Annotated in this window: 20 protein-coding genes; 7 read left to right on the forward strand and 13 right to left on the reverse strand. The window is 52.1% G+C overall.

Annotated elements, in window-relative coordinates:
- Positions 1-10 precede the first annotated feature (10 nt).
- The 7 genes from NQ534_RS09290 to NQ534_RS09320 form a co-directional block, all read right to left on the reverse strand.
- The gene (locus NQ534_RS09290; RefSeq protein WP_006863117.1) at positions 11-1,045 is read right to left on the reverse strand and encodes a phosphate/phosphite/phosphonate ABC transporter substrate-binding protein; all 1,035 of its coding nucleotides are present in this window, start codon (positions 1,043-1,045) and stop codon (positions 11-13) included.
- 163 nt (positions 1,046-1,208) lie between these two features.
- On the reverse strand, positions 1,209-2,186 hold the full coding sequence (locus NQ534_RS09295; protein ID WP_006863116.1) for a LacI family DNA-binding transcriptional regulator: 978 nt from the start codon (positions 2,184-2,186) through the stop codon (positions 1,209-1,211).
- Positions 2,187-2,379: 193 nt separating this feature from the next.
- Positions 2,380-2,601, reverse strand: a complete 222-nt coding sequence (locus tag NQ534_RS09300; RefSeq protein ID WP_143115804.1) for a hypothetical protein — start codon at positions 2,599-2,601, stop codon at positions 2,380-2,382.
- Positions 2,602-2,655: 54 nt separating this feature from the next.
- Positions 2,656-3,309 carry a phosphate signaling complex protein PhoU gene (gene phoU, locus NQ534_RS09305; RefSeq protein ID WP_040784354.1) on the reverse strand — a complete coding sequence of 218 codons (654 nt, stop codon included), beginning with the start codon at positions 3,307-3,309 and terminating at the stop codon, positions 2,656-2,658.
- Between the two features lie 231 nt (positions 3,310-3,540).
- Positions 3,541-5,202 (reverse strand): RsmB/NOP family class I SAM-dependent RNA methyltransferase, encoded by a 1,662-nt coding sequence (locus NQ534_RS09310; protein ID WP_040784302.1) that lies wholly within the window; start codon positions 5,200-5,202, stop codon positions 3,541-3,543.
- Positions 5,203-5,335: 133 nt separating this feature from the next.
- Positions 5,336-9,607, reverse strand: a complete 4,272-nt coding sequence (locus NQ534_RS09315) for an ABC transporter permease (protein WP_006863111.1) — start codon at positions 9,605-9,607, stop codon at positions 5,336-5,338.
- An 86-nt stretch (positions 9,608-9,693) separates the two neighbouring features.
- Positions 9,694-10,398 (reverse strand): ABC transporter ATP-binding protein, encoded by a 705-nt coding sequence (locus NQ534_RS09320; RefSeq protein WP_040784300.1) that lies wholly within the window; start codon positions 10,396-10,398, stop codon positions 9,694-9,696.
- Positions 10,399-10,656: 258 nt separating this feature from the next.
- Here NQ534_RS09320 and NQ534_RS09325 point away from each other — a divergent pair, with 258 nt between their 5' ends.
- Positions 10,657-11,070, forward strand: coding sequence for an EamA family transporter (locus NQ534_RS09325; RefSeq protein WP_040784350.1), 414 nt, complete (start codon positions 10,657-10,659; stop codon positions 11,068-11,070).
- An 80-nt stretch (positions 11,071-11,150) separates the two neighbouring features.
- Positions 11,151-11,624 carry a Cys-tRNA(Pro) deacylase gene (gene ybaK / locus NQ534_RS09330; protein WP_006863107.1) on the forward strand — a complete coding sequence of 158 codons (474 nt, stop codon included), beginning with the start codon at positions 11,151-11,153 and terminating at the stop codon, positions 11,622-11,624.
- A 268-nt stretch (positions 11,625-11,892) separates the two neighbouring features.
- On the opposite strand, the gene NQ534_RS09335 is transcribed toward ybaK, so the two are convergent.
- From NQ534_RS09335 to NQ534_RS09355, 5 genes are all read right to left on the reverse strand, one after another.
- Positions 11,893-12,678 (reverse strand): DUF2705 family protein, encoded by a 786-nt coding sequence (locus NQ534_RS09335; RefSeq protein ID WP_040784295.1) that lies wholly within the window; start codon positions 12,676-12,678, stop codon positions 11,893-11,895.
- A 64-nt stretch (positions 12,679-12,742) separates the two neighbouring features.
- Positions 12,743-13,627 carry an ABC transporter ATP-binding protein gene (locus NQ534_RS09340; protein ID WP_006863105.1) on the reverse strand — a complete coding sequence of 295 codons (885 nt, stop codon included), beginning with the start codon at positions 13,625-13,627 and terminating at the stop codon, positions 12,743-12,745.
- A gap of 157 nt (positions 13,628-13,784) precedes the next feature.
- Positions 13,785-14,942 (reverse strand): ABC transporter permease, encoded by a 1,158-nt coding sequence (locus NQ534_RS09345; protein ID WP_006863104.1) that lies wholly within the window; start codon positions 14,940-14,942, stop codon positions 13,785-13,787.
- A complete protein-coding gene (locus tag NQ534_RS09350) occupies positions 14,929-16,035 on the reverse strand; it encodes an ABC transporter permease (RefSeq protein ID WP_050778343.1) in 1,107 nt (368 codons plus the stop codon). The genes NQ534_RS09345 and NQ534_RS09350 overlap by 14 nt, the downstream gene beginning before the upstream one ends.
- 10 nt (positions 16,036-16,045) lie before the next feature.
- Positions 16,046-16,978 (reverse strand): ABC transporter ATP-binding protein, encoded by a 933-nt coding sequence (locus tag NQ534_RS09355; RefSeq protein WP_040784292.1) that lies wholly within the window; start codon positions 16,976-16,978, stop codon positions 16,046-16,048.
- Between the two features lie 213 nt (positions 16,979-17,191).
- Between NQ534_RS09355 and NQ534_RS09360 the strand changes: the two genes are divergently transcribed.
- The 4 genes from NQ534_RS09360 to NQ534_RS09375 all read left to right on the forward strand — a co-directional run bounded on the left by NQ534_RS09360 (position 17,192) and on the right by NQ534_RS09375 (position 21,770).
- The gene (locus NQ534_RS09360) at positions 17,192-18,472 is read left to right on the forward strand and encodes a sensor histidine kinase (RefSeq protein WP_006863100.1); all 1,281 of its coding nucleotides are present in this window, start codon (positions 17,192-17,194) and stop codon (positions 18,470-18,472) included.
- Between the two features lie 15 nt (positions 18,473-18,487).
- The gene (locus NQ534_RS09365; protein ID WP_006863099.1) at positions 18,488-19,108 is read left to right on the forward strand and encodes a response regulator transcription factor; all 621 of its coding nucleotides are present in this window, start codon (positions 18,488-18,490) and stop codon (positions 19,106-19,108) included.
- A 15-nt stretch (positions 19,109-19,123) separates the two neighbouring features.
- Positions 19,124-21,004, forward strand: a complete 1,881-nt coding sequence (locus NQ534_RS09370) for an ABC-ATPase domain-containing protein (protein ID WP_006863098.1) — start codon at positions 19,124-19,126, stop codon at positions 21,002-21,004.
- Between the two features lie 178 nt (positions 21,005-21,182).
- On the forward strand, positions 21,183-21,770 hold the full coding sequence (locus tag NQ534_RS09375) for a helix-turn-helix domain-containing protein (protein WP_040784343.1): 588 nt from the start codon (positions 21,183-21,185) through the stop codon (positions 21,768-21,770).
- Positions 21,771-21,958: 188 nt separating this feature from the next.
- Here NQ534_RS09375 and NQ534_RS09380 read toward each other — a convergent pair whose 3' ends face one another.
- Entirely contained in the window at positions 21,959-23,131 is a 1,173-nt protein-coding gene (locus NQ534_RS09380; RefSeq protein ID WP_006863096.1) for an SAM-dependent methyltransferase, read from the reverse strand.
- Positions 23,132-23,388: 257 nt separating this feature from the next.
- On the opposite strand from NQ534_RS09380, the gene NQ534_RS09385 reads away from it, so the two are divergent.
- Complete coding sequence (locus tag NQ534_RS09385; protein WP_006863095.1) at positions 23,389-24,618, forward strand: AI-2E family transporter; 1,230 nt, start codon at positions 23,389-23,391, stop codon at positions 24,616-24,618.
- Positions 24,619-24,781 lie beyond the last annotated feature (163 nt).

Raw genomic sequence — 24,781 nt, forward strand, 5'->3', positions numbered from 1 at the left:
GGCTCCATTATTATGACGCGCTGTTCAGCTCACGAATCATCTGCTGCGCCTCGCGCTCGGAATCGTAGTCAGAATCCTGCGCCGGCTGATAACCCTGGTGGCTGTAAATCGCAATGACTTCTTTTCCTTCTTCGGTGTTGCCGATGTTGATGAACGCCTCGGAGAGCGCCGCCTTCAGATCCTCATCCATTGTCTTGCTGACGCTGATAGTGTCGTTGTAAATCGCCGGGGTAACGCCGATTACCGCGGTGTCATCCCAGATGCTGTTCTCCATCGCATACTCACTGTTCCATTTGTCCACATAGTCGCGGCGCGCATCTGCATAGGTGCAGAGAACGTCCACCTGCCCGGAAGCCAGACGTGCAAAAGCGCTGCCGTAGGAATCCGCCTGCACCGCGTGCGGAAGCTCCGTGATGTTCTTTTCATAGTTCTGCAGCAGCCACAGGGACGGATAAATGTAACCCGCGGAAGAGGAGGAATTCATAACGCTCCAGTTTGCACTGCTGATATCGTCCCATGTCAGCTCTTCGCCCGCATTTACCTTTGCCGCCAGCTCTTTTCCTTTTTCAGAAGGTCCGGCGATCATCAGCGCACGATAACTTGTTACCTGCTTGTCGCTCGCCTCTGTCGGAGCCTGGTCGTTCCAGTCCTTCGGATTGTCGGAATCGATGGAAAGTCCGTCGCGCGTTGCTGTCAGAAGCACATCACAGCCGTCATCGTAAAGTACATAGGTTCCGCCCGGAATCAGACCGACATCCGCTGTTCCCGCGGAGAGCGCCTCGCCGACCGCCTCATAGCTTGTGCCAACTGTGATGTCCACCTCGCCGATTTCGTAGCCAAGCTTTGCCATTTCTTCTGTCAGAAGCCCTTTGAGCGGCTCCACCGCTGTTATGATTTCTTCCGGCTCTCTGGACGGAACAAACGCGATAGAAAGCTTGTCCACCTGTTTCATTTCTCCCTCAGCGCCGCATATCATAGCGTTTGCGCCCAAAAGAAGACCCGTACATACTGCTCCCGTCAATACCATCGAAACTGCTTTTTTCATGTTCTTTCCTCCTAATCTTTCATGATTTTATAGGTGTCCGGGCAGTTTTTCCGCCCCGCAATGCACGGATGCTCTCAGTCGGCTCCGGCATCGTATATATTATTGAAGGGGATCTTGTTACTGTGAACGAAGTGAACAGTAACGTGATTTCCCCCTGCAACCGCTACGCGGTATCGCCAATGCGCAGATGCGCCGGCACTATCACCGTCACCGCCTGCGTGCGCTTCTGCTCCACTCTGCCAATCAGCATTTCCAGCGCATTTTCCCACACATAATCCGGAAGCATTTCTAGGCAGGTTCCGGTCTGCCATTTGCTCTCCAGCGTCTGGATATCCTGATAAATAATAACGGCGACATCCTTTGGAATACGCAGCCCCAGCTCCGTAAACGCCTCCAGCGCGCCCTCCGCCACTTCATCGCTGCCAAGAAGAATTGCCTCCGCGAGCGTGCCTTCCTCTGCCGCCCGCTTTGCCAGCGCATAGCCGCTTTCCCGGCTGATTTCTCCGACATGGAACAGCTTTTCGTCGTACATATCCCTGCTTTTCAGAATCTTTTTCAGTCCTTCCAGACGGTGCGTACCGATTTTTACCTCTCCGCACTCATAACAACCACCGATATAGCCGATGCTGGCGTACCGCTTGTAATCGGCAAGGTATTCCACCATCATTTCCTGCCCGCGCGCAAAATCTACCTGCACCTGGTCGTTCTCATAAGTGCGCTGGTTGGAATTTACAAACACCACCGCCTGCGTGAGCGAGAGCAGAAACGAAATTTCTTCTTCTCTGAGCAGTCCGAACGCGATGATACCGTCCACCGCCTGCTCCTTTCCGAAGGTAAGGCGCACAAAGGATACTTCGTATTCATTTGTCATAAGCTGCAGCATACATGCCAGCGACGAAAGACGCACATTCGGACGGTCCGGACGGATAATCTGCCAGTCCGCCACACCGATAACAAGCTGCTTTTTCACAGCGGCGTCTTTTCTCTGTCTGGGAGGCACGTAATGCAGCCGGTTGGCCGCGCGGAATATCCTCATCCGGACCTCCTGCGTCACCGAAAGACTGTCGTCACGGCTCAGCACGCGCGACACCGTCGTCAGAGACACTCCGGCAAGCTCCGCTACTTCCTTAATCGTTGCCACAAATCCTTTCCTCCTTTTCCGACATTTTCTTCTACGTATTTATACGATACCAGGATTGCGGGAGCGTGAAACGCGGTGCAATCCGTAAGGCATCCTTCAGCCTTAACTTCATTATAGCAAGTATGCTGGAAAACGCAATAGATTTTACTAAAATTTTACTAAAAAGGTAAATAAAAAAGCCACTGGACGTGCGTTATTCCCGCACGTTCAGCAGCCCCATTCCAACCACTGCAAACCCAAGCAGCAGCCCGCCTGCTGCCAGGGTCAGCGGCTCCGCCGGAAGCACCGGAAGACAACCAAGAAGCGCGCCCGCCGCGGCACCTGCCGTCATCCCGGCAAAGGCGGTAAGCCTTCCCGCCCCGCTTTGAGACATATGATATTTTGTGTGAAACAGCTCATACAATTTTCCTGTCATGTTTTCTTCCTCCTTCCGGAAATCTCTGGCGGCATTTCTGCCCGCCATTTTGTCTTATTCAGCGACATCCGGATGCTCCCCGGTCAGGTAGAAAAGCACCCATTCCGCGATATTGGTTGCATGGTCGCCGATACGCTCCAGATATTTCGCAATCATCAGCACGTCCGCCGCCTGCTCGCCGTTCTGGATATTTTCGTTAATCTGCCGGATAATATCCGTTTTCACCTGTATAAAATAATTGTCTACAACATCGTCCTGCCGGATTACTTCGGACGCTTTCTGCATATCCTCATCGAGATATGCCTCCACGCTCTTATTTACCATCTTCATGGTTTCCTCCGCCATTTTCTGGATCTGGGCAAGGCTGTCCGGATATCCGTTCTTTGCAAGCACCAGTGTAATTTCCGAAATGTCAGCGGCATGGTCGCCGATGCGTTCCATATCCGTAACCATTTTCAGCGCCGCCGAAACCATACGCAGATCGGTCGCTACCGGCTGCTGCGAAAGCAGCAGATTCAGACAGAGCCCTTCTATCTCCCGCTCCATATGGTCAATCTGATTGTCGTAGTTAATCGTATTTTTTGCTTCTTCAATATCTTTATGCATCAGTGCGTCCAGAGCGTCACTGATCGCCTTTTCAATCAGCTCGCCCATTTCCGCAACATACTCATTCAGTTTCTTCAGCTGTTCCTCATAATGATTTCTCATAACCAGCCAGACCTCCCGCATTATTTTGATTCCTGTGCTGTTATTCTAGCAAAGCCTTTGTAAAATCCACTACCACCGGAAAGTAAAATGCAGGTAAAAAACACGCGCTGAGACAAAAAGGAGCTGCGAAAAACGGCATTTCTTTCACGCCATTTCTCACAGCCCTGTATCAGCTTCTCACAATTTTTACAGTAAGGCAAAAAAACCGGACTGAGCCAGTGCCGGTCCCGCCTAATATTTCATCCGCCAGCCGGAATGATACTTATTTTTCAAGACGCCGCCAGCCAGCTTTCCCCACCCAAGAGGATAGCCGTTTACACAGACCAGCCGCCAGCCCCGTCCGCCGCTCTTTGCTATATCATCCACGTCTATGGTTTCTCCCTTCAGGTATCTGATTACCCGCTCATCGCGGTAGTCCAGACTGATTACCGCATTATATTCTGTGCCCTTCAGCGCCATCGCAAAAGACTGACTTGGCTCAAAACGGTCTTTTTTCACCTCTCCCAAATATAGCCCGTTGCGCAGGAAAACAAGCCCTCTGTTTTCTCTGGTCGCCTCCGGCGCGTAATATGCCTGCCCCTTGCGGACTTCCAGTCGCGATACGTCCATCGGCATAGAAACATCCCGCAGAAAATCCATTAGTACCTGCAGCTCTGCTTTTTCCGCAGATGCCGCTTTTGTCCGCGTACTATTCTGCAAAGTTTTCTGCCTGCCGCTCCGCCGTTCTGCCGTCAGCCCGGCTTCCCCGTGTGCCGTTTTTCCGTGCAGCGCCCATCGCTCTGCCATTTCTCCGGCCGCCGCTCTCCTCTCTGCCATCAGCCCGGCTTCTCCGTGCGTCATTTCCCCATCCGCCGGATTTTTTCTGTGAAGCAGCGCCAGGAAATGTCCCTCGCCCTGCATTTTGTGCGGGAAGATGCGCACACATTTTTTTAATTCCGCATATCTATCTTCTGCCAGATCTGGCTCCTCCCCGTGCTGATTCGTGAATCTGCCTGCTGCAGCCCATTTTTTCTCTGCCAAAGCAACCAAAGCGTCCGCTTCCATCAGCCCGTCATCCGCCTCTATCCAGTCTGCCCTTGCCGCAGCCGGGATTCCCGGCGAAAAGCCCTCATACTGCGGAATCTCCAGCAGCTCCATATCATCGCGCTTATCAAGCAGGTATGCAATGACCTGCTCATTTTCCTCCGGAGAAAACGTGCAGGTGGAATACAAAAGCAGACCGCCCGGCGCAAGCATCTGCGCGGCGCGGAGAATGATCTCCTTCTGCTGCTTTGCGCAGGCAAATGATTTTTTAACATCCCACGCCCCCGCTGCCGCCGGGTCCTTGCGGAACATTCCCTCTCCCGAACAGGGTGCGTCCACCAGAATCTTATCAAAAAACTCTGGGAACTGCTCCGCCAGCTTCGCCGGAACCTCATTTGTCACAAACGCATTGGAAATACCAAATACCTCAATATTTTTCAGAAGCGCTTTCGCACGGGAAGCGCTGATATCATTTGCCACCAGCAGTCCCTCCCCGCGAAGCTTTGCGCCCAGCTCTGTCGCCTTTCCTCCCGGCGCCGCGCAGAGATCCAGCACACGGTCGCCCGGATGAACCGGCAGGACAGACGCCGGCGTCATCGCGCTCGGCTCCTGCAGATAATAAAGTCCCGCATAATAAAACGGATGTCTGGCAGGCGCATCCTGCTCTTCATAAAAATAACCGTTTTTCACCCAGGGAATTTTCTTCAGATGAAACGGCGCAAGACGCTCAAATTCCTCCACAGATATCTTCCCCGTATTTACGCGCAGCCCATACTGGCGCGGCTGGTCGTAGGAAGCCAGAAACGCCCCGTACTGGCTGCCGAGCAGCTTTTTCATTTTATCCAGAAATTCCTGCGGAATCCTTCCCATAGCATTCTCCCTTAGTTTCCCATACATATTATCCGGCGGCGCACCCGCAAAGTCCGCCGCCGTTCATTCTCCTGCCGTCTCCCGCCCGGATGCGGCGTGCCGCAGCCTGCAGAACATTCCGACCGCGCCACACTTACTCCACGCTCTTCAGGCTTTCCACCATATCAATCTTTTTGAGCTTAAAGTGCATGATGAAGTTCACAAACGCCGAGAACACAACGGTAAATGCCGCCGAAACCAGAAAGCTTGGCAGGTTTATGTTCCGTCCGAACATGCAGTAATCCACTTCCACCGTAACAATGACAAACCGGTGCAGCACTATTCCCAGCCCGACGCCGACAAAAATACCGATGAGCGTCAGAAGGACATTTTCACGGTATACATAGGCGTCCACCTCGCCGTCATAAAAACCGAGCACCTTGATGGTGGCAAGCTCCCGCTTGCGCTCGTTGATGTTGATGTTGTTCAGATTATAAAGCACCACAAACGCCAGCAGTCCCGCCGAAATAATCAGCACCACAATGACCGAATCCAGCGCCGACAGCATATTGGTGACCTGCTCCATCAGCGTTTCCGTGTAGCTGATACTCAGCGCTGCCTTATACGTCATAAAATCCTCGCCCATCTGCGTGATTGTTTCCGTGTCCTTCTCCACCGAGCGGAAAAGAATCTGGTCGTACTGCGGCTCTTCCCCGTAGCACTTCTCATACAGCGCCGGTGAGATATAAATATAATGGCTGAGGTAATTCTCCGTAACCGCCGCCACCGGCACCTCTACCGTCCCGTAATCGTCGTTCTCTATCGCAACGGTATCGCCCGCCTTCAGGTTCAGCTCCGTGGCAATTTTTTCCGTGATAATCGCGCCCTCATCCGTCAGCTCATATTCCTCGCCGGTGTTGCGGTCGCGGAAATTCACAAATTGCTGGAAGCTCTCTATATCCTCCGGCACCATCAGATACAAATCCCAGTTTTTCTCGCCAATCCGCACGATGTCCTTGCGCATCATCGCCCTTGTGTAATCCTCCACCCGCGTATCCTGCGCAACCGCCGTCTCCAGCGCCTCCTGTTCTTCCTCAGGCTCATCCGTGTCCAGAATCACCATGCCGTCATAAATCTGCAGCTCCCTGTACTGCAGATTCGCGATATCCATAATCGAATCGCGCAGACCGTAGCCCACGATCATCAGCGCCATACAACCGCCGATTCCGAAAATCGTCATAAAGAACCGCTTCTTATAGCGGAAAAGATTGCGCACCGTGGATTTCCAGGAAAAACTTAAATGCTTCCAGAGGAACGGAATTTTCTCCAGCAGCACGCGCTTTCCTTCCTTCGGTGCAGGCGGGCGCATCAACACCGCCGGCGTGTCCGCCAGCGTGCGGTAGCAGGCGGCAAGAGTGGCAAACATCGTGGAAAACAGCGCCGCTCCCGTCGCGATCAGCGCATATTTCATATTATAAGGAAGCACGATATTCGACATATGCTGATACATAATCCTGTATGCCGTTACAATGACATACGGCAAAAACTTTTCTCCAAGCAGTATTCCAAGCACACTGCCTCCAAGTGTCGCAATCAGCGCATACGAAAGATACTTTGCCGCAATCGCCATTTTGCTGTAGCCGAGCGCTTTTAAGGTACCAATCTGTGTGCGCTCCTCCTCCACCATACGCGTCATCGTCGTCAGGCTGATGAGCGCGGCTACCAGGAAAAACAACACCGGAAATACCTGTCCAAGGTTCCGCATACGGTCAGCATTTTCCCCATAGCCAATATTATCCGGCAGGTCACCGCGGTCGCTGACGGTCCACTCCGGCGTTTTTATATCGGCAATTTCTTCTTCCGCATCGGCGATTTTCTGCTCTGCGTCCGCGATTTCTTCCTCAAATTCCTTTTTGCCGTCCTCGTATTCTTTTTTCCCGTCTGCGAGCTCCTGCTCTCCGTCGGCTAACTCTTTTTCCGCATCCGCGATTTCCTTTTTCCCGTCCTCAAGCTCCTGCTTTGCATCTTCTATCTCTTTTTCCGCGTCCGCTATCTGCTGCCTGCCATCCGCGAGCTGTCTCTCACCGTCCTCTATCTGCGCCTGCGAATCAATCAGCGTCTGCTCATTCGCAGCAATGGTCTGCTTTGCACTGGCAATCTGTGCCCTGCCGTCCGCAAGCTGCCTGCGTGCGCTTTTCAGCTTCTGCTCATTTGCCGCTATTTCTTCTTCGCCGGATTCTATCTCTTCCTTTGCCGCATTTAACTGCGGAAGCGTCTCATCGAGCTGCTGCTTTGCCGCGTCAAGCTGCGCGCGGCTCTCAGCAAGCTGCTGTCTGCCCGCCGCAAACCCGCTCTCCGCCTGCGAAATGCCGCTGTCAATCTGCGCGATGCCCGCCTTCACCTGCTCCAGATTGCCGGTCTGCGTGGTAATCTCCGCCTGCAGCGCGGCTACTCCGTCATTTATCTGCGTCAGCCCGGCGTCCGCCTGCGCAATTCCTTCCGTCAGCGGTCCGGCGCCAGCCTGGCACTGCGCCAGATTTGCCTGCACCGCCGAGAGCTCGGACGGTATCGCTTCCAGACGGCTCTGCGCTCCCGCCAGACTGCTCTGCGCCTGGGAAAGCTGCATACTGGCGCTATCCAGGCTGCTCTGCGCGTCTGCGCGCTGGGAAGTCTTACTGTCCAGACTCTGCTGTACGCCGGAAAGCTCCGCTTCCAGAGAAGCAATCTTATCTGTATCCGGCGTTTCCTTTCCCTTTTCTTCCGCAATCTGCGCATTCAGAGAATCACGCCGACCGGTAAGAGACGAAATTTCCCCGTCCAGCGACGCAAGTCTCGTATTCAGCTCACTGATAGACGCATTACTGCTGTCAATCTGGCTGTTCAGAGAGGTGATCTGCTCCTGCAGACTGCTCTTCTCCGCCTGCAGAGCGCTTTCTGTCTGCTGCAGAGAAGAAATCTGACCATTCAGCGTATCAAGCTGGCTCTGCAGGCTGTCCCTCTGCGCCTGTGCTTCCGCCTGCTGCGTCTGCAGCTCAGACAGCTGTGTATTCATCTGCGGCAGCGCCGCCTCCAGGGCAGTCTGGTTCTTCGCAAGCTCCGCCCGCTGCGCCTCCAGCTCCTGCTTCTGTCCGGGCCACGCTGCTTCCTGCGTCTCCAGCTCGGCCAGCCCTGCTGCATACTGCTGCTCGCCCGCCTCATACTGTGCCCTGCCCTCTTCATACTGCGCAAGTCCCGCTTCGTATTCTTCCCTGCCCGCCGCAAGCTGCTTCTTTGCATCGGCGAGCTGCTGCTCTCCGGACGTGATTTCCTTCATGGCTGATTTGTACTGCTTATTAAAGGAAGCCTCCTGGGACGCCAGTTCATTTTTTCCGCTTTGAAGCTGAGCCCAGCCATCCGCAAGCTGCGCTTTTCCGTCCTCCAGCTCCTGCGCCTTCTCTTCCAGCGTCTCTTTGCTGTCCTGAAGCTCTTTTTCCCCGTCCTCTATTTCTTTTTCCCCGTCGGCAAGCTCCTGCCTGGCATCCTCCAGCTCTTTTCTGCCATCCTCCAGTTCCTTTTCTGCATCGGCAATCTCGCTTTCCGCCTCCGCCAGCTCGCTTTCGCCCTCTGCTCTGCCGTCCTCCAGCTCCTGTCTGGCGTCGGCAAGCTTCTGCTCCGCCTCGTCCATAACCTCCTGGTAACGGATCTCACACCGTGCGCCCTCGATTTCCTCCACGCTGTCCATCACCTTCGCGATCAGAGTATCGTAGGCATCGGTGTACGCCGTCAAATCGCGCGCGCCACTCACCTCTATGTAAGCCTGTGTATAAACCTCGTAATCAAAATCCTCCGGCAGAATGTACGCCGCCCCGGAAAGCTCTCCGGTTCCAAGCGTGGTATTTCCGCGGCTGAAAGCTATGTAAAGCGGACTGCTGCCTGCGCCCACAATCGTAAACGTATCCCTCTTCAGCGGCAGCTCATCATCCTCGCTCTCCAGATAAAATGTGATATTATCTCCGATTTCATACCCGCATTCATCCAGAAATTCTATATCGACAAAGCACTCCCCGGCTTTTTCCGGAAGCCTGCCCTCGGTTGCCGTAAGCTGATTCATAGTCGGCGAAATGGATTCCAGGCGCAGTGCGCTCTGTATCTCCTCGCCGCAGAGCACGTCAGTCATATAGCCCGGCTCCACCGCGGCTACCCCGTCCACCTGCGACAACGCCTCTATGTCGTCCTCCGTCAGTCCGAGCGTTCCGATTACCTTTAAATCCATCAGTCTGTGCTCATCAAAATATTCATCGCCGGAATACCGCATATCGGGCGCCGCCGACTGAATCCCCGAATAAAAAGCCACGCCAAGCGCCACAATGAGCAAAATGGAAAGGAAACGGTTGAGGCTTTTGCGGATTTCCATATAAAAATCTTTTCTAAGTGCCCTCTTTTTCATAAAAACTCCCCGCTATCCTGCCGTTTTATCATCACGTCCTGTACCGCAGACAACCGGTGTCTGCAACCGGTACGGACGCTTTTATCTTACCACTCAATATCTGCCACAGACATCGGCGCTTCGTTCATCCGCATCTGCGCAACCTTTCCGTTTTTAATCTGAATCACGCGGTCCGCCATCGGCGCGATCGCCGAGTTGTGCGTGATAACGATCACGGTCATGCCCTTTTCCCGGCACATATCCTGCAATAATTTGAGAATCGCCTTTCCGGTCTGGTAATCCAGCGCGCCGGTCGGCTCATCGCAGAGCAGAAGCTTTGGGTTCTTCGCCAGCGCGCGCGCAATCGACACGCGCTGCTGCTCGCCGCCGGAAAGCTGCGCCGGAAAGTTTTTCAGCCGGTTCCCCAGACCCACTTCCTCCAGCACATCCTGCGCCTTTAACGGGTGCTTGCAAATCTGCAGCGCCAGCTCCACATTCTCCAGCGCGGTAAGATTGGGAATCAGATTATAAAACTGGAACACGAACCCGATATCATCCCGCCGGTAGCCGGTCAGCCTGCGCGGCGAATATTTTGCGATATCCTCGCCGTCCACCAGCACCTGCCCCTTCGTGGCTGTATCCATCCCGCCCAGGATATTCAGCACCGTCGTTTTCCCGGCGCCGCTCGGTCCGACAATCACGACAAATTCTCCTTTGGATATGGAAAACTCTATGCCGTCCACCGCGCGGATTTCCACCTCGCCCATTTTGTAGACCTTCGATACATTTTTCAGTTGTACAAAATTTTCCATACTCCGGTTCCTTTCTGTCTTCCCTGCCGCCGTCCCATCTGCAGCGGTATCTGTCTGCTGTCCGCAAAAAACTGCCATCTGAAAGGCATACGACGGACATATATAATCATTTTATCATACATTCCGTGGAAATTCTCTAAAAAAATGATGAAATTTAAGCTGCTCACATTTAATGCCGGAAAATAATGACAGAAGTGCAGATTGGGTATATAATAGCCATACAGCAAAATGATAACGATTTTTATGGAGGCGAAATTTATGTGGTTATTATTTGCGTTACTGTCTGCTGTTTTTGCCGCGCTTACTTCTATCCTTGCCAAGGTCGGCATTGACGGCGTAAATTCAAATCTTGCAACGGCAATCCGTACCGTCGTGGTGGTCATCATGGCATGGGGAATGGTTTTTCTTACACATGCCCAGGGCGGTCTTGCCACAATCAGCAGAAAAAGCTGGATTTTCCTTATTCTGTCCGGGCTCGCGACAGGCGCTTCCTGGCTCTGCTATTATTACGCCCTGCAGATTGGCGATGCATCCAAGGTTGTCCCCATTGACAAGCTGAGCGTCGTCATCACGCTGATACTCGCTTTTCTGTTTCTGCACGAGGAATTTACCGCAAAATCACTCATCGGCTGCGTACTGATTGGCGCCGGAACGCTCCTGATGGTCGTTTAATGCAACCGTCCCGCCCGGCATCTCATATTTGTTCTGCGCAGATGCCGGCAGGCTTTTTGATATTTTAAGGGGGATATTTTATGGCAAAAGAGGTTAAGACGAATGCCATGCGCATTCTGGAAAAAAATAAGGTTCCGTATGAGCTGCTCACCTACGAATGCGACGAGTTTATTGATGGTCTGCACACGGCGGCGCTGACCGGCGCTCCGGTGGAGGCTTCCTTTAAGACGCTTGTCGCCCAGGGAAAAAGCAGGGCGTACTACGTTTTTGTCCTGCCAATCGCAGAGGAAGTCGATTTAAAGAAAGCGGCAAAAGCGGCTGGCGAAAAATCTATGGAAATGATACATGTAAAGGACATCACGCCCATCACCGGCTACGTGCGCGGCGGCTGCACAGCTATCGGCATGAAAAAGCAGTTTCCGGTATTCCTGCAGGAATGCGCCCAAAATTTCGACCAGATTTATGTGAGCGGCGGAAAAATCGGCGCAACTATAAAGCTTGCCCCGCAGGACTTCGTGAAAGTAACGCGGGCTGAATATGCCGATTTTACATAATTGCTGTTGCGGCAGGTGTGATATGTCATCTCATCTGCAAATGGCTGGATGGCAAAATTAACGGTAACCAACCTAAGTAACAGAAAAACCGGAGAGCCGCCACTCTCCGGTTTTTCGTTTGGAATTCTGTAGACTTTTTACTCACATTTCTTCATGTCATAATTATTATAACACATTTTTCTGCTTTTTCAAGTGTTTTATAAAATTATTTTGTTACAATATTTACATAGTATGCTTGTCTTTTTGTGTTTTTGGAATCTATTTCCTGCTATAATATATCTTTCTTTTTATATTTCCAGAATCCGGCAATAATTCCCACGGCCATATATACTATCCCCAGTGCAACCAGTCCGCCGTCCAGCGCTGCCTGCGGAATAATCTCTGCCCCATCCGCATAAGCATACGGCGTGATATATCTGACAAAACCTGCTTTTTCTGTAATATTTCCTGCTATTCCAAGAAAATACAGTACAAATGCGATTGCCATCCCGATGGTTCCGCCCCCTTTCCGCAGAAACGCGGATACTCCGAAGCAGATACCGGCGATTTCAAGCTGCATGACAAACTGTGCCAGATGATAGAGCGCGAAGGGTTTCCACTGTGGAAATTCCCCGATAACCGGAAACGACGCCAGCGCAAAAAGCAGAACCAGCACATTAAAGCAAAGAAGCAGAACGGCAGCCGCCGCAAGCTTCCAGATGCACACGCTGCTTCTGCTGACCGGATACGTAAGCAGTGTCTCTGCCGTGTGCTGTTCCTCTTCTTTGGAAAGCATCCCGCATCCCAGAATTGCCGCGTAAAACATCCCGCCGATGCCGAGCATAAATCCGGCGTATATCCCATAAAATCCGGTAATCTCGCCATAATCCAGCCTGTCCATGCCAAATATGGAAACAATTCCGCCCAGTCCCTGTATCATTGCCCGTATCGGCTCAAGCTGTGCCTTCAGTTCCGGGAACAGCATCAGACAGAAGACAATCATAATCCCCACCGCAAAGCTCCAGAGCAGCATCGCCTTCCATCCCTGTTTCAATTCGTGTTTCAGCAAAAACATATGCCATCCTCCCTCTCCGGCACCTCCGTCATTACAAAAGCGCCTGCCGGATATTCCATCTTTTTCACACCGATGCAGTATTCTTTGCATCATAAAAATGCAGAAAAACATCCTCCAGCGGCGGCTCCGTGATCGTCAGATCCGTCACCGGCAGCCCCTGAAGAGCCGCGATCAGCTCCTGCGCCGGACCGCTGTACAGAAATGATATGCCATCCCCCGTCTTCTGCGGATTGCGCATCACAATTCCTGCCACTTCCTCCACGCCATGTATCGTCACCCTTTTCATCGCCGAGCTGCAGATGTTTGTCACATCATCGCATACCACCAGGCTGCCGTCCCGTATCACCGCCGCGCGGCTGCAATATTTCTGTATCTCGCTGAGCACATGCGACGACAGAAAAATCGTGGCGCCCTCCCGGTTCTTTTCCTGCAGAAGCGCAAAAAATTCCTTCTGCATCAGCGGGTCAAGCCCGCTGGTCGGCTCATCCAGCACATAAAGCTTTGCCGTGTGCTGAAACGCACATACGATACTCAGCTTTTTCCGGTTTCCCAGAGAAAGCTCCCGCACGCGCTTTTCGGCATCCAGCTTAAGCCGCCCGCAGAGCGCTTCCGCGGCGCTGCGGCAGTCCTGCCGGTAAAAGGAGGCGGCAAACTGCAGAGCCTCCCGCACTCTCATGCCTCCGTAAAAAGCAGGCTCCGACGGCAGATAGCCCACCCGGCGCAGAATCTCTGTCTTTTCCTTCTGTATGGATTTTCCAAACAGCTCCGCCGTCCCGCTATCCGGCTGCAAAAGCCCAAGCATACTGCGGATAGTCGTGCTTTTTCCGGCGCCGTTTGGTCCGATAAATCCAAAAATTTCTCCCTCCTGCACCTGCAGGGACAGATTTTCGATGCCCCGGTGCTTCCCATAGTATTTTGTGAGGTTACAAAGTCTGATTATCTCTGCCATCCCGTCCCGTTCTCCCTTCTGGGTTCATTTTAACCGCATTGACCGTTTTGGGCAAGCCCCCGCTCTGAAATTCTCAAGTAAATTTCCCGGCTCATTACTGAAAATGGAGCCAGCAGAAACGCCGGCGCATTACTGCAGACAGAATCAGCCGCGTTCTTTACTCCCGCTGCCGGGCTTTGCTGACCGCCAGCGTCACGCAGAAGCACGCTGCGGCAAACAAAAGCTGGATTGCAAGCCCCTGCAGGATATTCTGCCGCATTTCTGCGGTCAGATGCTCATAATCTCCCAGAATGCCGTTAATCCTGGAGTACCAGTATGTCGGCGTGAAACCGGCAACCATTTTCACCCCATTGCCAAGCATTTCAATCGGAACAAAGATACCTCCGATAAAGCAGAGTCCCAGAGATACCACATTATTGATACCGTTTAGTGCATTTACCGAGTTTACCACTGTTCCGCAGAGATACGCCAGCGTCATCGCCACTACCATGCAGGCAAGGCTGTTCAGCAGATACCAGAAGCAGTTCGGCGAGGTGAATGCGCCGCCCCGGTACAGAGCCGCCTGCACCGCCACGCAGATCCCCCACACTGCCATTCCCACCAGCAGGAAGGACGCGGTTGCCGCCATATTCTGTCTGAGCAGCGACACTGACGAACAGGTCATGCGGCGCCTTATTTCTTTCTTCTTAAACGTCATGACCACAGAGCTTAAACACATAATAATTCCGGTAAGCATTGCATACGGAAGATAGGCAAAATAATAATTATAGTCCGCCCGCTGCCCGCCGTTTCCGTTAATATCAAGCAGCGTTACCTGTCCTTTCTTTTCCGAAAGTGCCAGCGCCTTTTCACAGGATTCTTCAAAGGAAAATCCGCCCGTCTGGTAAACCCGTATCTGGTTCAGCAGGGAATTGATTTTGGCATCCAGATAAAATCCTGTAGAAGATCCGGGCACCTTTATTGTCTGTACTGCAGCCTCACCGTTTTCAAACGCCGCCTGCGTTCCCTGCGGCACAATCAGCACATAACTGATGTTGCGGTAAAACAGCTCCTCCTGTATGGTCTGCTCATCATCCGCAATCTCCACCAGCTTCTGCTCCCGCTGAATGTAACTTTTTAATGTGTCCCCCAGGGCGCCGCCCTCGCGGTCAATCACCGCCACCGCCAGCTTTACCGCCGCAAAATTCCCCGTCACGCCCGTGTCGCCGAGACTTTTCTGAATCGCCACGGAAATGCCTATAAAAATGCAGACATACATTAGCATGATGCCGATATTGCGTTTTATGATATTTCCATACCCCTTAAATACTCTCATAGCGTTCCCTCCTCAGTGTCAGCCATGCCGCCGCCAGCAGAAGCACAGTGATTGCCGCCAGAAGCAGCAGATTCGTGCGGTACCTCGCCGGGTTGTCGTACACCGACACGCTGTAAAACGCATCCGCAATCAGCGCCGCCGGATTGATGCGGTTTATAACAGGGCAGTGATGCTCCACGATATCCTTCATGTTTCCCATCATCAGCCCGGCAAGAAAACTCATCAGCAAAGAGGAAACCACCAGAATCGCAATCTTAAAGCCCTCCGCCATACGTCTTCCGCCGAGAAACATTCCGTACGCCACTCCGGTCAGACTCCCCAGCACGCAGACCGGCAGCAGAAGTATCCATTTTTTCCCGAAGGAAATGCCAAGTGCATACATATACAGAAGCAGAATGCAGACACAGAAAAACTGTACCGTAAAACATGCCAGCGTCTCCGCCAGAAGCATCTGCAGGCGGTCCGCCGGAGCAGCGCTTCTTCTTGCCGCCAGCGGAGACTGGTCCGCGCGCATATCGATAGCGGCCACCATTCCCAGAAAGCCTCCAAACAGGCAGGTCATTCCGACCAGCGCAAAAAAGTATGCTATATTATCGTCCGTCGTCTCCCCAAGCATGTTCACAGACTGCGTCATTTCCCGGTAATCCGTCATTGCCGCAATCGCCGCCGGAAGCTTCAGCGGATTATTTTTCCCGATATCTGTCAGCATCTGCTCATTTTCCAGATACCCCTCCAGCAGCGCCTCCAGAATGCTCTCATTCATATTGGAAGCGGAAACCGTCAGCTCCGGCTCCTTTCTGCTGTAAAAAATTCCCTTCACCCCGCCGTTTTTCAGCGCTTCCTCCGCCTGCGCGCCCTCCATTTCCGTGAGAACAAGCAGGTCGCCGTCCAGCGCGTCAAGAAATGTCTCAAACGCAGTATTGTTTTCTGAGACAAGCGCTACCGGAATTTTCTGCATCTGCTCAACATCAATTCCGCTGCCAAATGTCACATAAAAAAATGTCGCCATAATCAGCGGAAACAGAATCGACCAGAAAATTTCCTCTTTGCTGCGGATATTCCGTTTCAGACTGCTGATATATAATCGTCCCATATCCATCCCCCTAATCCCTTAGTTCCTTTCCGGTGATTTCCAGAAATACATCGTTTAAGGTCGGCAGCTCCGAAAGCACTCTGCCGAACGCCACCTCCTGCTCCTGCAGGTAATTCAGAAGCCGCACCAGGTTATGCCGGGCACTGGTACATTTCACAGTCAGCATGTTTTTCTCATCATAGTACGTCTCAAACACATGCGGCAGCCCCCTTATCTCCTCCAGCTGCGCTTCCGTCAGAGCGATTCCTTCTATTATAATAGTCTCTCCGGTCTTAATCATGCGCTTCAGTTCCTCGGCCGTCCCCGTCGCAATGCTGCGCCCGTGATCCATAATCATGATGCGGCTGCAGATTTGCTCTACCTCCTCCATATAATGGGAAGTGTAAATAACCGTCGCGCCCTTTCTATTCAGCTCCTGGATACCCTCCAGAATCCGGTTCCGGCTCTGGGGGTCCACCGCCACCGTCGGCTCATCCATAATAATCAGACGCGGCTGGTGCGCAATTCCGCAGGCGATGTTCAGCCTGCGCAGCAGACCTCCGGAAAGCTTTCTCGGAAACATTTTCCGGTAATCCTCCAGCCCGGTGAAGGCAATCGCCTCCTCCGTCAGACGCTTCCGCTCTTCCCGGTTCTTCACATACAGACCACAGAAATAATCGATGTTTTCCAGGACAGTCATCTGCTCAAATACCGCGACATTCTGCGGGACCACCCCGATCTGCCGCTTCAAATCATAGCTGTCGGGATGCATCTCCTCCCCGAATACCGTAATGGTTCCCTTATCATACTTCAGCAGCGCCAGCAGACAGTTGATTGCCGTCGTTTTTCCGGAACCGTTCGGTCCGAGCAGACCAAAAATCTCGCCCTCACGGATGTCCAGATTAAAGTGGTCCAGCGCCACCAGATTTCCATATCGTTTTACCAGATTTTCAATATGTATCATATTTACCTCCCTTTTCCGGCAGATGAAGCTGCACTGCTGTATCACAGCCATAATGGTTCAGATGAAGCTGCATTTCGCCGCAGCGCAGCCGGAGCCGTTATCAGAATCATCTATCTTTATCATACCTGGATCCTGCCGGTTTTAAAAGTGTCCGATGTCAGTAATTAACATGACATTTGTCATTAACGACACCTGCCGGAGCGTAAGAATGTGATGGAACTTTACCGGAAAATGTGCTACACTTTGGGTGCGGACATCCGCAGAAAGGTATCCCATATGAATTATCTGACCGATTGCTGCGTCCTGCTGCTGTACTGCTTCTGCAGCCTGCTTTTTTTACCGCTGGATACTGCCTTTATAGCCGCCTTTTTCCTGGCTGTCAGTATCAGCATGTTTTTATATGTATATCCGGATTTCCGGGTGCGGTGCCTCGTCACTGCCGGATATGCAGCAACGCTGTTTTTATCAGCGCCGCTCATCCGGTTTCTGCCGCTGGTTCTGTACACGTTCTATTTTCCGTGGCAGGAGAAGCCATCCCTGGCGCATCCTTTTCATAAGGAACCTGCCGGGCAGGAAAACGCTCCCTCTGCCGGGCGTCCCCGGTGCGCTGCGGCGGCTTTCGCGGCGGCGTATCTTTCCGGGGTCCCGGTCTGGGCGGCAGCGTATCTTCCCGGAGCGGCAGCTCTTGCCGGGCTCATATTCCAGACGGTTCCTCTCCGCAGACTGCCGCTTTTATTTTTTACCGGCACCGGCTGTCTGCTTTCCATCCTGCTGCGCCGGAAAACGGATTCTTACGAAACGCTGGTCGCCGTCTATCGCAAAACGCGCGACGATGATACGGAGATAAAGCTGCTTTTGCAGGAGAAGAACCAGTCGCTTCTGGAAAAGCAGGATTACGAAATTTATGCCGCGACCCTTAACGAGCGCAACCGCATTGCGCGGGAAATCCACGACAATGTCGGACATATGCTCACCCGTTCCATTCTGATGGTGGGCGCGCTGAAAACCGTCAATAAAAACGACACGCTGTCCGTGCCGCTCTGCCAGCTCGATGAGACGCTGAATCTCGCCATGAACAGCATCCGGGAAAGCGTCCACGACCTGCACGACCGCTCGATAAACCTGGAGGGCTCGCTGCGCACTCTGGCGGATGATTTCACCTTCTGCCCGGTATCCCTGCAATATGATATGTCCGCCGATGTCCCGGCAGATATAAAATACTGTTTTATCGCCGTCGTCAAAGAGGCTCTGGTAAATATTTCCCGGCACAGCAATGCCTCCGCCGCCCGCATTCTGGCGCAGGAGCATCCTGCCTTTTACCGCCTGTCTGTTTCCGACAATGGAACCGGCAACAGTAAAACAGACGCATACGGCGCCGGCGGCATCGGTCTTATAAATATGCAGAGCCGGGTGGCGTCTCTTAAGGGAACGCTGCAGATTTTCCGGAATCGCGGCTTCTGCGTTTTTATTACGATTCCAAAAAACATCACATAAAGGAATAAGCACGAAATGAACATTTTACTGATTGACGACGACGCGCTCGTCACCACCGCCCTGAAAACGATTCTGGAAACAGACGGAGAAATAAAGGTCATCGGAACCGGAAGCAGCGGACGGGAGGCTGTTGCACTGTACGCCCGGCTGCAGCCGGATATTCTTCTGATGGACATCCGCATGAAGGATATGGACGGCATCGACGCCTCCGCGGAAATTCTGCGGCAGTTTCCCCACGCAAAAATCCTGCTTCTGACCACCTTTTCTGACGATGAGTACATCATCCGCGCTCTGAAGACCGGTACCAGAGGCTATCTTCTGAAACAGGATTACGCCAGTATCCTTCCGGCAATCCATGCGGTCTGCAACGGGCAGACCGTTTTCGGCAGCGAGATTATCCACCGGGTTCCGGAGCTTCTCCAGCAGAAAAAGCCCTTTGACTATCAGAAATATGGGATTGGGCAGAAAGAATTTGAAATTATCAAAGCCGTCGCCAACGGATATTCCAACCGCGAAATTGCGGACAAACTGTTTCTGGGGGAAGGTACCGTGCGCAATTATTTAAGCACGATTCTGGACAAGCTGAACCTGCGCGACCGCACGCAGCTTGCCATATTTTATTATCAGCATCTATAAGAAAGGAACATTATTATGAAATCATCAAACGATTTGCGCACTCTGCTGCGCTCTGTCGACCACAAAAGCTACCCGGCATACAAATCTCTTGGCGGAAGCTGGCAGTTCCCGCTGTACACGCTGGTCATCGACCATGTGCAGGGCGACCCGTTTGCGTCGCCGTCTGCCCTGCATGCGGAAATTCCGCTTGCGCGCGCCGGTTTTCCCGGAGAATATTATAAAAAAGATTGTATGCGCATCGCGCTGCAGGACTTTCTCACCCGACAGCTCGCGAAACAATTTGAGGCTTTTAATTTCAAAGCGAAGGGCTCCGGCAAAAGCGGTCTTTTATCCATCAGCCGCTGCGGACAGGAGGTGCTGGAGCGCAGCGCCTGCCAGATAACGGCGGACAGGCTGATTGTGCGCTTCCATGTGGGCTTTCCCGCCTTCGGACGCACCATCAACGCAGGCGAGCTGGAAAAAATCCTGTTTGAGTTTCTGCCCCGCTGCATGGAAAGCAGTCTCTATTTTCAGAAACTGGATAAGCAGAAGGTACAACAGGCTGTATTTCTTGCCGAGGACCAGGAAGAAATCCGCAGCCTTTTAAAGCAGAAGAAACTGGTGGCTTTTCTGGCGGACGGCTCTATTCTTCCGCGCAAAAGCGGTATCTCCGAGCTTCCGATGAAGGACTGCGTGCCGTTTGCCTCGCCGGAATCCATGCGGCAGACGCTTCAGCTCCCGCATCGCGGAAGCATCACCGGCATGGCGATCCCGCAGGGCATCACACTGATTGTGGGAGGCGGCTATCACGGAAAATCCACCCTTCTTGAGGCAATCCAGTCGGGTATTTACAATCACATTGCCGGAGACGGCAGGGAATATGTCATCACAGACGATACCGCCGTAAAGCTGCGCGCCGAGGACGGGCGCTGCGTGCGCAATGTTGACATTTCGCTGTTTATCAATGATTTGCCGAACGGAAAGGACACCACCGTCTTTTCTACGGAGGACGCCAGCGGAAGCACCTCGCAGGCTGCCGCCGTCATGGAAAGCATCGAAGCGGGCGCGCGTCTCTTTCTGATTGATGAAGATACCTCCGCCACCAATTTCATGGTACGCGATGATTTTATGCAGCAGGTAATCAGCCGCAAAAAGGAGCCCATCACGCCCTTTATTGAGCGCGTGGGCGACCTCTATAAAAAGACCGGCGTCTCCACGATTATGGTTGCGGGCAGTTCCGGCGCATTTTTCTATATCGCCGACCATATCCTGCAGATGGACTGCTACCATACCCGCGATATCACCGCTTCCGTAAAAGCGCTCTGCGAGCAGCGCAAAGCGCCGGAAACGCAGGCTCCCCATTTTCCGGAAGCGCTGTGTCTGGATGCTCCCATTTCTGCAGGCGTACGCTCTGGTGATGCGCAGACTGCCGGCACACTGACTGCCCAGACGGCAAATGCCAAAAGCGCCGGTACCCGGATCGCAGGGTCTTCCGGTGCGCAGTCCCCGCAAATCCGCCTCCACCGAATCCTTCCGGCATACCGCCGCACGGAGCATGCGCACCGCGGCGGGCACGGTAATGCGGGACGCGGCGGCGCTTCCGCCGGAAAATACGAGCACATGAAGGTAAAGTCCTCCGGGCTGGAATCCTTCTCGCTTGACAAAGAGACCGTAAACGTGCGCTATCTGGAGCAGCTCACCGACAACGAGCAGGTGACGGCGCTTGCTTACCTGCTGCGCTTCGGTCTGGAGCAGGTATCAGACGGCAAAAAAACTGTGCAGGAAAGCGTACAGCTTATTATGGATACGCTCCGCGAAAAAGGCTGGCAGGCATTCTGCAGCTCCTATGTACCCTGCGGTCTTGCCGTTCCGCGGGCGCAGGAGCTCTTTGCGTGCTTCAACCGTTTCCGTGGATAAATACGTATCTCCGGACGCTGACGGCGCGTTTTCTCCACAATCGGCGGCGCAAAACCGCCGGAGCCCCTGCTGATACACCATGCAAAACAGTTTTGACAGCGCAAAAGCGGCAATGGAAAACACTTTTGATAGAATTTATATGCTCCGTATTATAGAATGCAGCCAGGAGGAATGTGAAATGGAAATCGGCACGCAGATCAAAAAATACAGACTGGCATCGGAAATGTCCCAGGAGGAGCTGGCGGAAAAAATATATGTCACGCGCCAGACTATCTCCAACTGGGAAAACGGCAGAAACTACCCCGATGTAAAAAGTCTCTTACTGCTGAGTTCTCTCTTCAACATTTCTCTGGACATTCTTGTGAAGGGAGATATAGAAGAAATGAAAGAAAAAATTAATGAGGAGGATATCCGGAGGCTGAACAATGATGGAAAAATTTATGCCGTTCTGCTTTTTATAACCGTATTGTCCATAGCCCCGCTGTTTCTGTTCCTGCACATTGCCGGTATTGCCATCTGGGCAGGCATCTATGCCGTTACCATGTTCTATGCACACCGGATTGAGAAGCAGAAAAAAGCCCACGATATCCAAACCTACAAGGAGATTGTCGCGTTTTCGGAAGGGCGCGGTCTGAGCGAGCTGGAAAAACGCTGCGAAAAGGCAAAATATCCTTATCAGAAAGTCATTCTGGTGATTTCAGTCGCTCTTGCCGCTTTTGTAGTTGTCTATCTTATGATGCATTTTCTCGCTCCGCTGGCGGGCTGAAATTACTGCATACCTGCTATGCGGGCGGTTGATATCCCGTGTATCCCGTGCGCTTTGCACACCCGGCAAGGTCGACGTCCCGCATAATATGTGCAACAGCCCGGCCACGCGCGCTGCATGACCGGGCTGTTGCTGATTATACTGCATCCCTTATCTTTGGCAGCTTTTGCATCGCCAGAAGCCGCCCATCAGAACCACCGTGTCATCGGCAGCTCATTATTAATCCCTTTTGTAAACAAAATCTGATGAATATCAATAATTCCGTTGTGGAAGGTTGCGGCGCAGGCGGAGAGGTATAAATCCCACATGCGCACAAAACGCTCGTCAAACATCTGGCGCACCTCGTCGATGTGCTCCCGGAAATTTTTCTCCCAGCAGAGCAGCGTGCGGTTATAATGCAGGCGCAGGTTTTCCACGTCCAGCGTATGGAAATTATCCTCCGCCGCACAAGAGAGCATTTCGCGCAGGCTCGGCACCATGCCGCCCGGAAAGATATATTTCTTAATCCACGCATCGCCCGGATGCTCCTTTAACGCGCTGATAAAATGCAAAAGATACAGTCCGCCATTTTTCAGCACCCTGCTCACGCAGTCATTGAAAAGCTGATAGTTTTCTCTTCCGACATGCTCAACCATTCCCACGCTCACCACGCGGTCAAACTGCCTTCCCAGCCCCGGCAAATCGCGGTAATCCATCAGCTTCACCTCAAGATAATCCTCCAGCCCTTCGTCTTTGATGGTCTGCTGGAATTTCACATACTGTTCGTTGCTCAAGGTAATTCCAAGCCCTTTGATTTTATACTTTTTCGCCGCCTCAATCAGCAGAAATCCCCAACCGCAGCCAATATCCAGAAGTGTCATTCCTTCCTTCAGATAAAGCTTTTGCAGAATATAATCCACCTTGTTTTTCTGCGCCTGATATAAAGAATCGTCCGGATTTTTAAAGTACGCGCAGGAATAGCTCATGGTTTTGTCCAGCCATAAGCTGTAGAAATCATTTCCAATATCGTAATGGCTGCTCACTTCCTGCTTCTGCTGCTTTTTGGTAACGGAAGAATGTATGATTTTCTTCAGCGCTTTCTCATCTGTTGAAAACTTTCCCATCTGCCCCAGAAAGCAGTCCAGCGCTTCATATAAGTTTCCTTCAATCTCCAGGTCTCCATCCATATACGCCTCGCCGAGCGCAATCGATGTGCTGCGCAGTAAATCTGCTACTGGAATTGCTTTTTTGAAGCACACTGTAAATTCCGGCTCCCCAGTGCCAACCATATATTCGCTGTCGCTGAACTTAAGCCGGAAAGGGTGCTCATCAAACCGGTCCAGAAACTGGACCATTGCTTTTTCTTCTGCTTTTTCTAACATTAAGCTCCACCTCCGTCAATAAATTCAAATGAATTCTGTCTTAACCCTATATATTCTAACATTCCCATTTTTTTCATGTCATAGTCAAAACAGACAAACTTTTTTGCCGATAACATAGTCAAAACCAACAATTTTTCGGAAAGCCACAGGCTGCCCTGTTACCCTCTGTTTCTAAATTTTCTGTGAAGATTGACAGAACGTCTTGCAAGTATTTCCAAAACCTTTTATACTGGTTATATGTGGTCTGGAGGTGTTTCATGAAAGATTCATTTGAGGGGAGCCCGGCGCCGGAAAAACCGGTAAGCGACGGGGTTTCGAAGAAGACTGGCGGAAAGCAGAAAAAATTTCTGGCGAACGACCAGTATTTTACGATATGTATTTATGCACTTATTGTGGTGGCTATCAGCGCGCTGATTGTCCGCGTCGTAATGACGCCGCACGCGGTATCAAGCACCGTAAACGACATTGTAAATATTCTGATGCCGTTTCTTCTGGGTACTCTGATTGCGTTTATTCTGAATCCGCTGATTAAATGGCTGATAAAGCTGCTTTCCGGTCCATGCCGGATCAAAAGTCAGAAGGTATGCAAATTTACCGCTATCATCCTTGCCTATCTGCTGGTGCTTGGCGTTATCGTAATCTGTATCCTTTATATTGTTCCGCAGGTCGTTGTCAGTCTCACAGAGATTGTTGCCAATATTCCAAAGCTCTACGAAATGACATATGATTTTTTTGATAATCTGCAGGACCGTTTTCCGAACGCGGATGTTTCCGAGCTTCAGAAAATTGTCGACGATATCCTGCCGGATTTCGTCAATACCCTGAAAAACTTTGTCAGCGGTCTGATTCCTGCAGTTTACAATATGTCCGTTTCCATAGCAAAGGGTCTGGTAAATTTTGTAATTGCCATTATTGTTTCTGTCTATATGCTGACGGACAAAAAGGATTTGAAGCGCTCCATGAAACGGATACTGTACTGCTTTGTACCGGTGGATTATATTCCTAAAACGCTGGAGATTCTTTCCGAATGCAACAGCATCTTCACAAACTTTATTGTGGGAAAAGCGATTGATTCGACCATCATCGGCGTTCTCTGTTTTATACTGATGAGCATTTTCAGTATGCCGTACGCACTGCTTATCAGTGTGATTGTCGGCATTACGAATATGATTCCGTACTTCGGACCGTTTATCGGAGCCGTTCCCGGCGTCATTATCCTGCTCATCATCGACCCGCTGACAGCGCTCGGCTTCGCGGTGCTGATTTTCCTGCTGCAGCAGTTTGACGGTCTGTACCTCGGTCCGAAAATTCTCGGCGATACAGTGGGCTTAAAGCCCCTGTGGATTATCATTTCCATCACCGTCGGCGGAAGCCTGGCAGGCGTGCTCGGCATGTTCCTCAGTGTTCCGGTGGTAGCGGTTCTGCGTTATCTGCTGAATCTGTACCTCGAATACCGGCTGGAAAAACGTCATATAACCCTGCAATGATTGCAGGAATGCACAGCGCGTCGCAATCCGCAAGCGTCATCGTCCAAAGTTTTCGTTCGCAACACCAAATAATCGAGCGGGGGCTATTTCTTCCCCCGCTCTCCCTGTAATATTTTTGAAACCTCCTGGAAGGATTTCCTGGCAGCAGACAGTTGTTTGCTGC

Origin of the sequence: Marvinbryantia formatexigens DSM 14469 (assembly GCF_025148285.1) — a bacterium.
In the GTDB taxonomy this organism is placed as follows: domain Bacteria; phylum Bacillota; class Clostridia; order Lachnospirales; family Lachnospiraceae; genus Marvinbryantia; species Marvinbryantia formatexigens.

What these genes read in the sequence shown, in the direction of transcription:
- NQ534_RS09290 (WP_006863117.1), bottom strand. Translation starts at nt 1,045, where the DNA reads ATGAAAAAAGCAGTTTCGATGGTATTGACGGGAGCAGTATGTACGGGT.
- NQ534_RS09300 (WP_143115804.1), bottom strand. Translation starts at nt 2,601, where the DNA reads ATGACAGGAAAATTGTATGAGCTGTTTCACACAAAATATCATATGTCT.
- phoU (WP_040784354.1), bottom strand. Translation starts at nt 3,309, where the DNA reads ATGAGAAATCATTATGAGGAACAGCTGAAGAAACTGAATGAGTATGTT.
- NQ534_RS09310 (WP_040784302.1), bottom strand. Translation starts at nt 5,202, where the DNA reads ATGGGAAGGATTCCGCAGGAATTTCTGGATAAAATGAAAAAGCTGCTC.
- NQ534_RS09315 (WP_006863111.1), bottom strand. Translation starts at nt 9,607, where the DNA reads ATGAAAAAGAGGGCACTTAGAAAAGATTTTTATATGGAAATCCGCAAA.
- NQ534_RS09320 (WP_040784300.1), bottom strand. Translation starts at nt 10,398, where the DNA reads ATGGAAAATTTTGTACAACTGAAAAATGTATCGAAGGTCTACAAAATG.
- NQ534_RS09325 (WP_040784350.1), top strand. Translation starts at nt 10,657, where the DNA reads ATGTGGTTATTATTTGCGTTACTGTCTGCTGTTTTTGCCGCGCTTACT.
- ybaK (WP_006863107.1), top strand. Translation starts at nt 11,151, where the DNA reads ATGGCAAAAGAGGTTAAGACGAATGCCATGCGCATTCTGGAAAAAAAT.
- NQ534_RS09335 (WP_040784295.1), bottom strand. Translation starts at nt 12,678, where the DNA reads ATGTTTTTGCTGAAACACGAATTGAAACAGGGATGGAAGGCGATGCTG.
- NQ534_RS09340 (WP_006863105.1), bottom strand. Translation starts at nt 13,627, where the DNA reads ATGGCAGAGATAATCAGACTTTGTAACCTCACAAAATACTATGGGAAG.
- NQ534_RS09345 (WP_006863104.1), bottom strand. Translation starts at nt 14,942, where the DNA reads ATGAGAGTATTTAAGGGGTATGGAAATATCATAAAACGCAATATCGGC.
- NQ534_RS09350 (WP_050778343.1), bottom strand. Translation starts at nt 16,035, where the DNA reads ATGGGACGATTATATATCAGCAGTCTGAAACGGAATATCCGCAGCAAA.
- NQ534_RS09355 (WP_040784292.1), bottom strand. Translation starts at nt 16,978, where the DNA reads ATGATACATATTGAAAATCTGGTAAAACGATATGGAAATCTGGTGGCG.
- NQ534_RS09360 (WP_006863100.1), top strand. Translation starts at nt 17,192, where the DNA reads ATGGAACTTTACCGGAAAATGTGCTACACTTTGGGTGCGGACATCCGC.
- NQ534_RS09365 (WP_006863099.1), top strand. Translation starts at nt 18,488, where the DNA reads ATGAACATTTTACTGATTGACGACGACGCGCTCGTCACCACCGCCCTG.
- NQ534_RS09370 (WP_006863098.1), top strand. Translation starts at nt 19,124, where the DNA reads ATGAAATCATCAAACGATTTGCGCACTCTGCTGCGCTCTGTCGACCAC.
- NQ534_RS09375 (WP_040784343.1), top strand. Translation starts at nt 21,183, where the DNA reads ATGGAAATCGGCACGCAGATCAAAAAATACAGACTGGCATCGGAAATG.
- NQ534_RS09380 (WP_006863096.1), bottom strand. Translation starts at nt 23,131, where the DNA reads ATGTTAGAAAAAGCAGAAGAAAAAGCAATGGTCCAGTTTCTGGACCGG.
- NQ534_RS09385 (WP_006863095.1), top strand. Translation starts at nt 23,389, where the DNA reads ATGAAAGATTCATTTGAGGGGAGCCCGGCGCCGGAAAAACCGGTAAGC.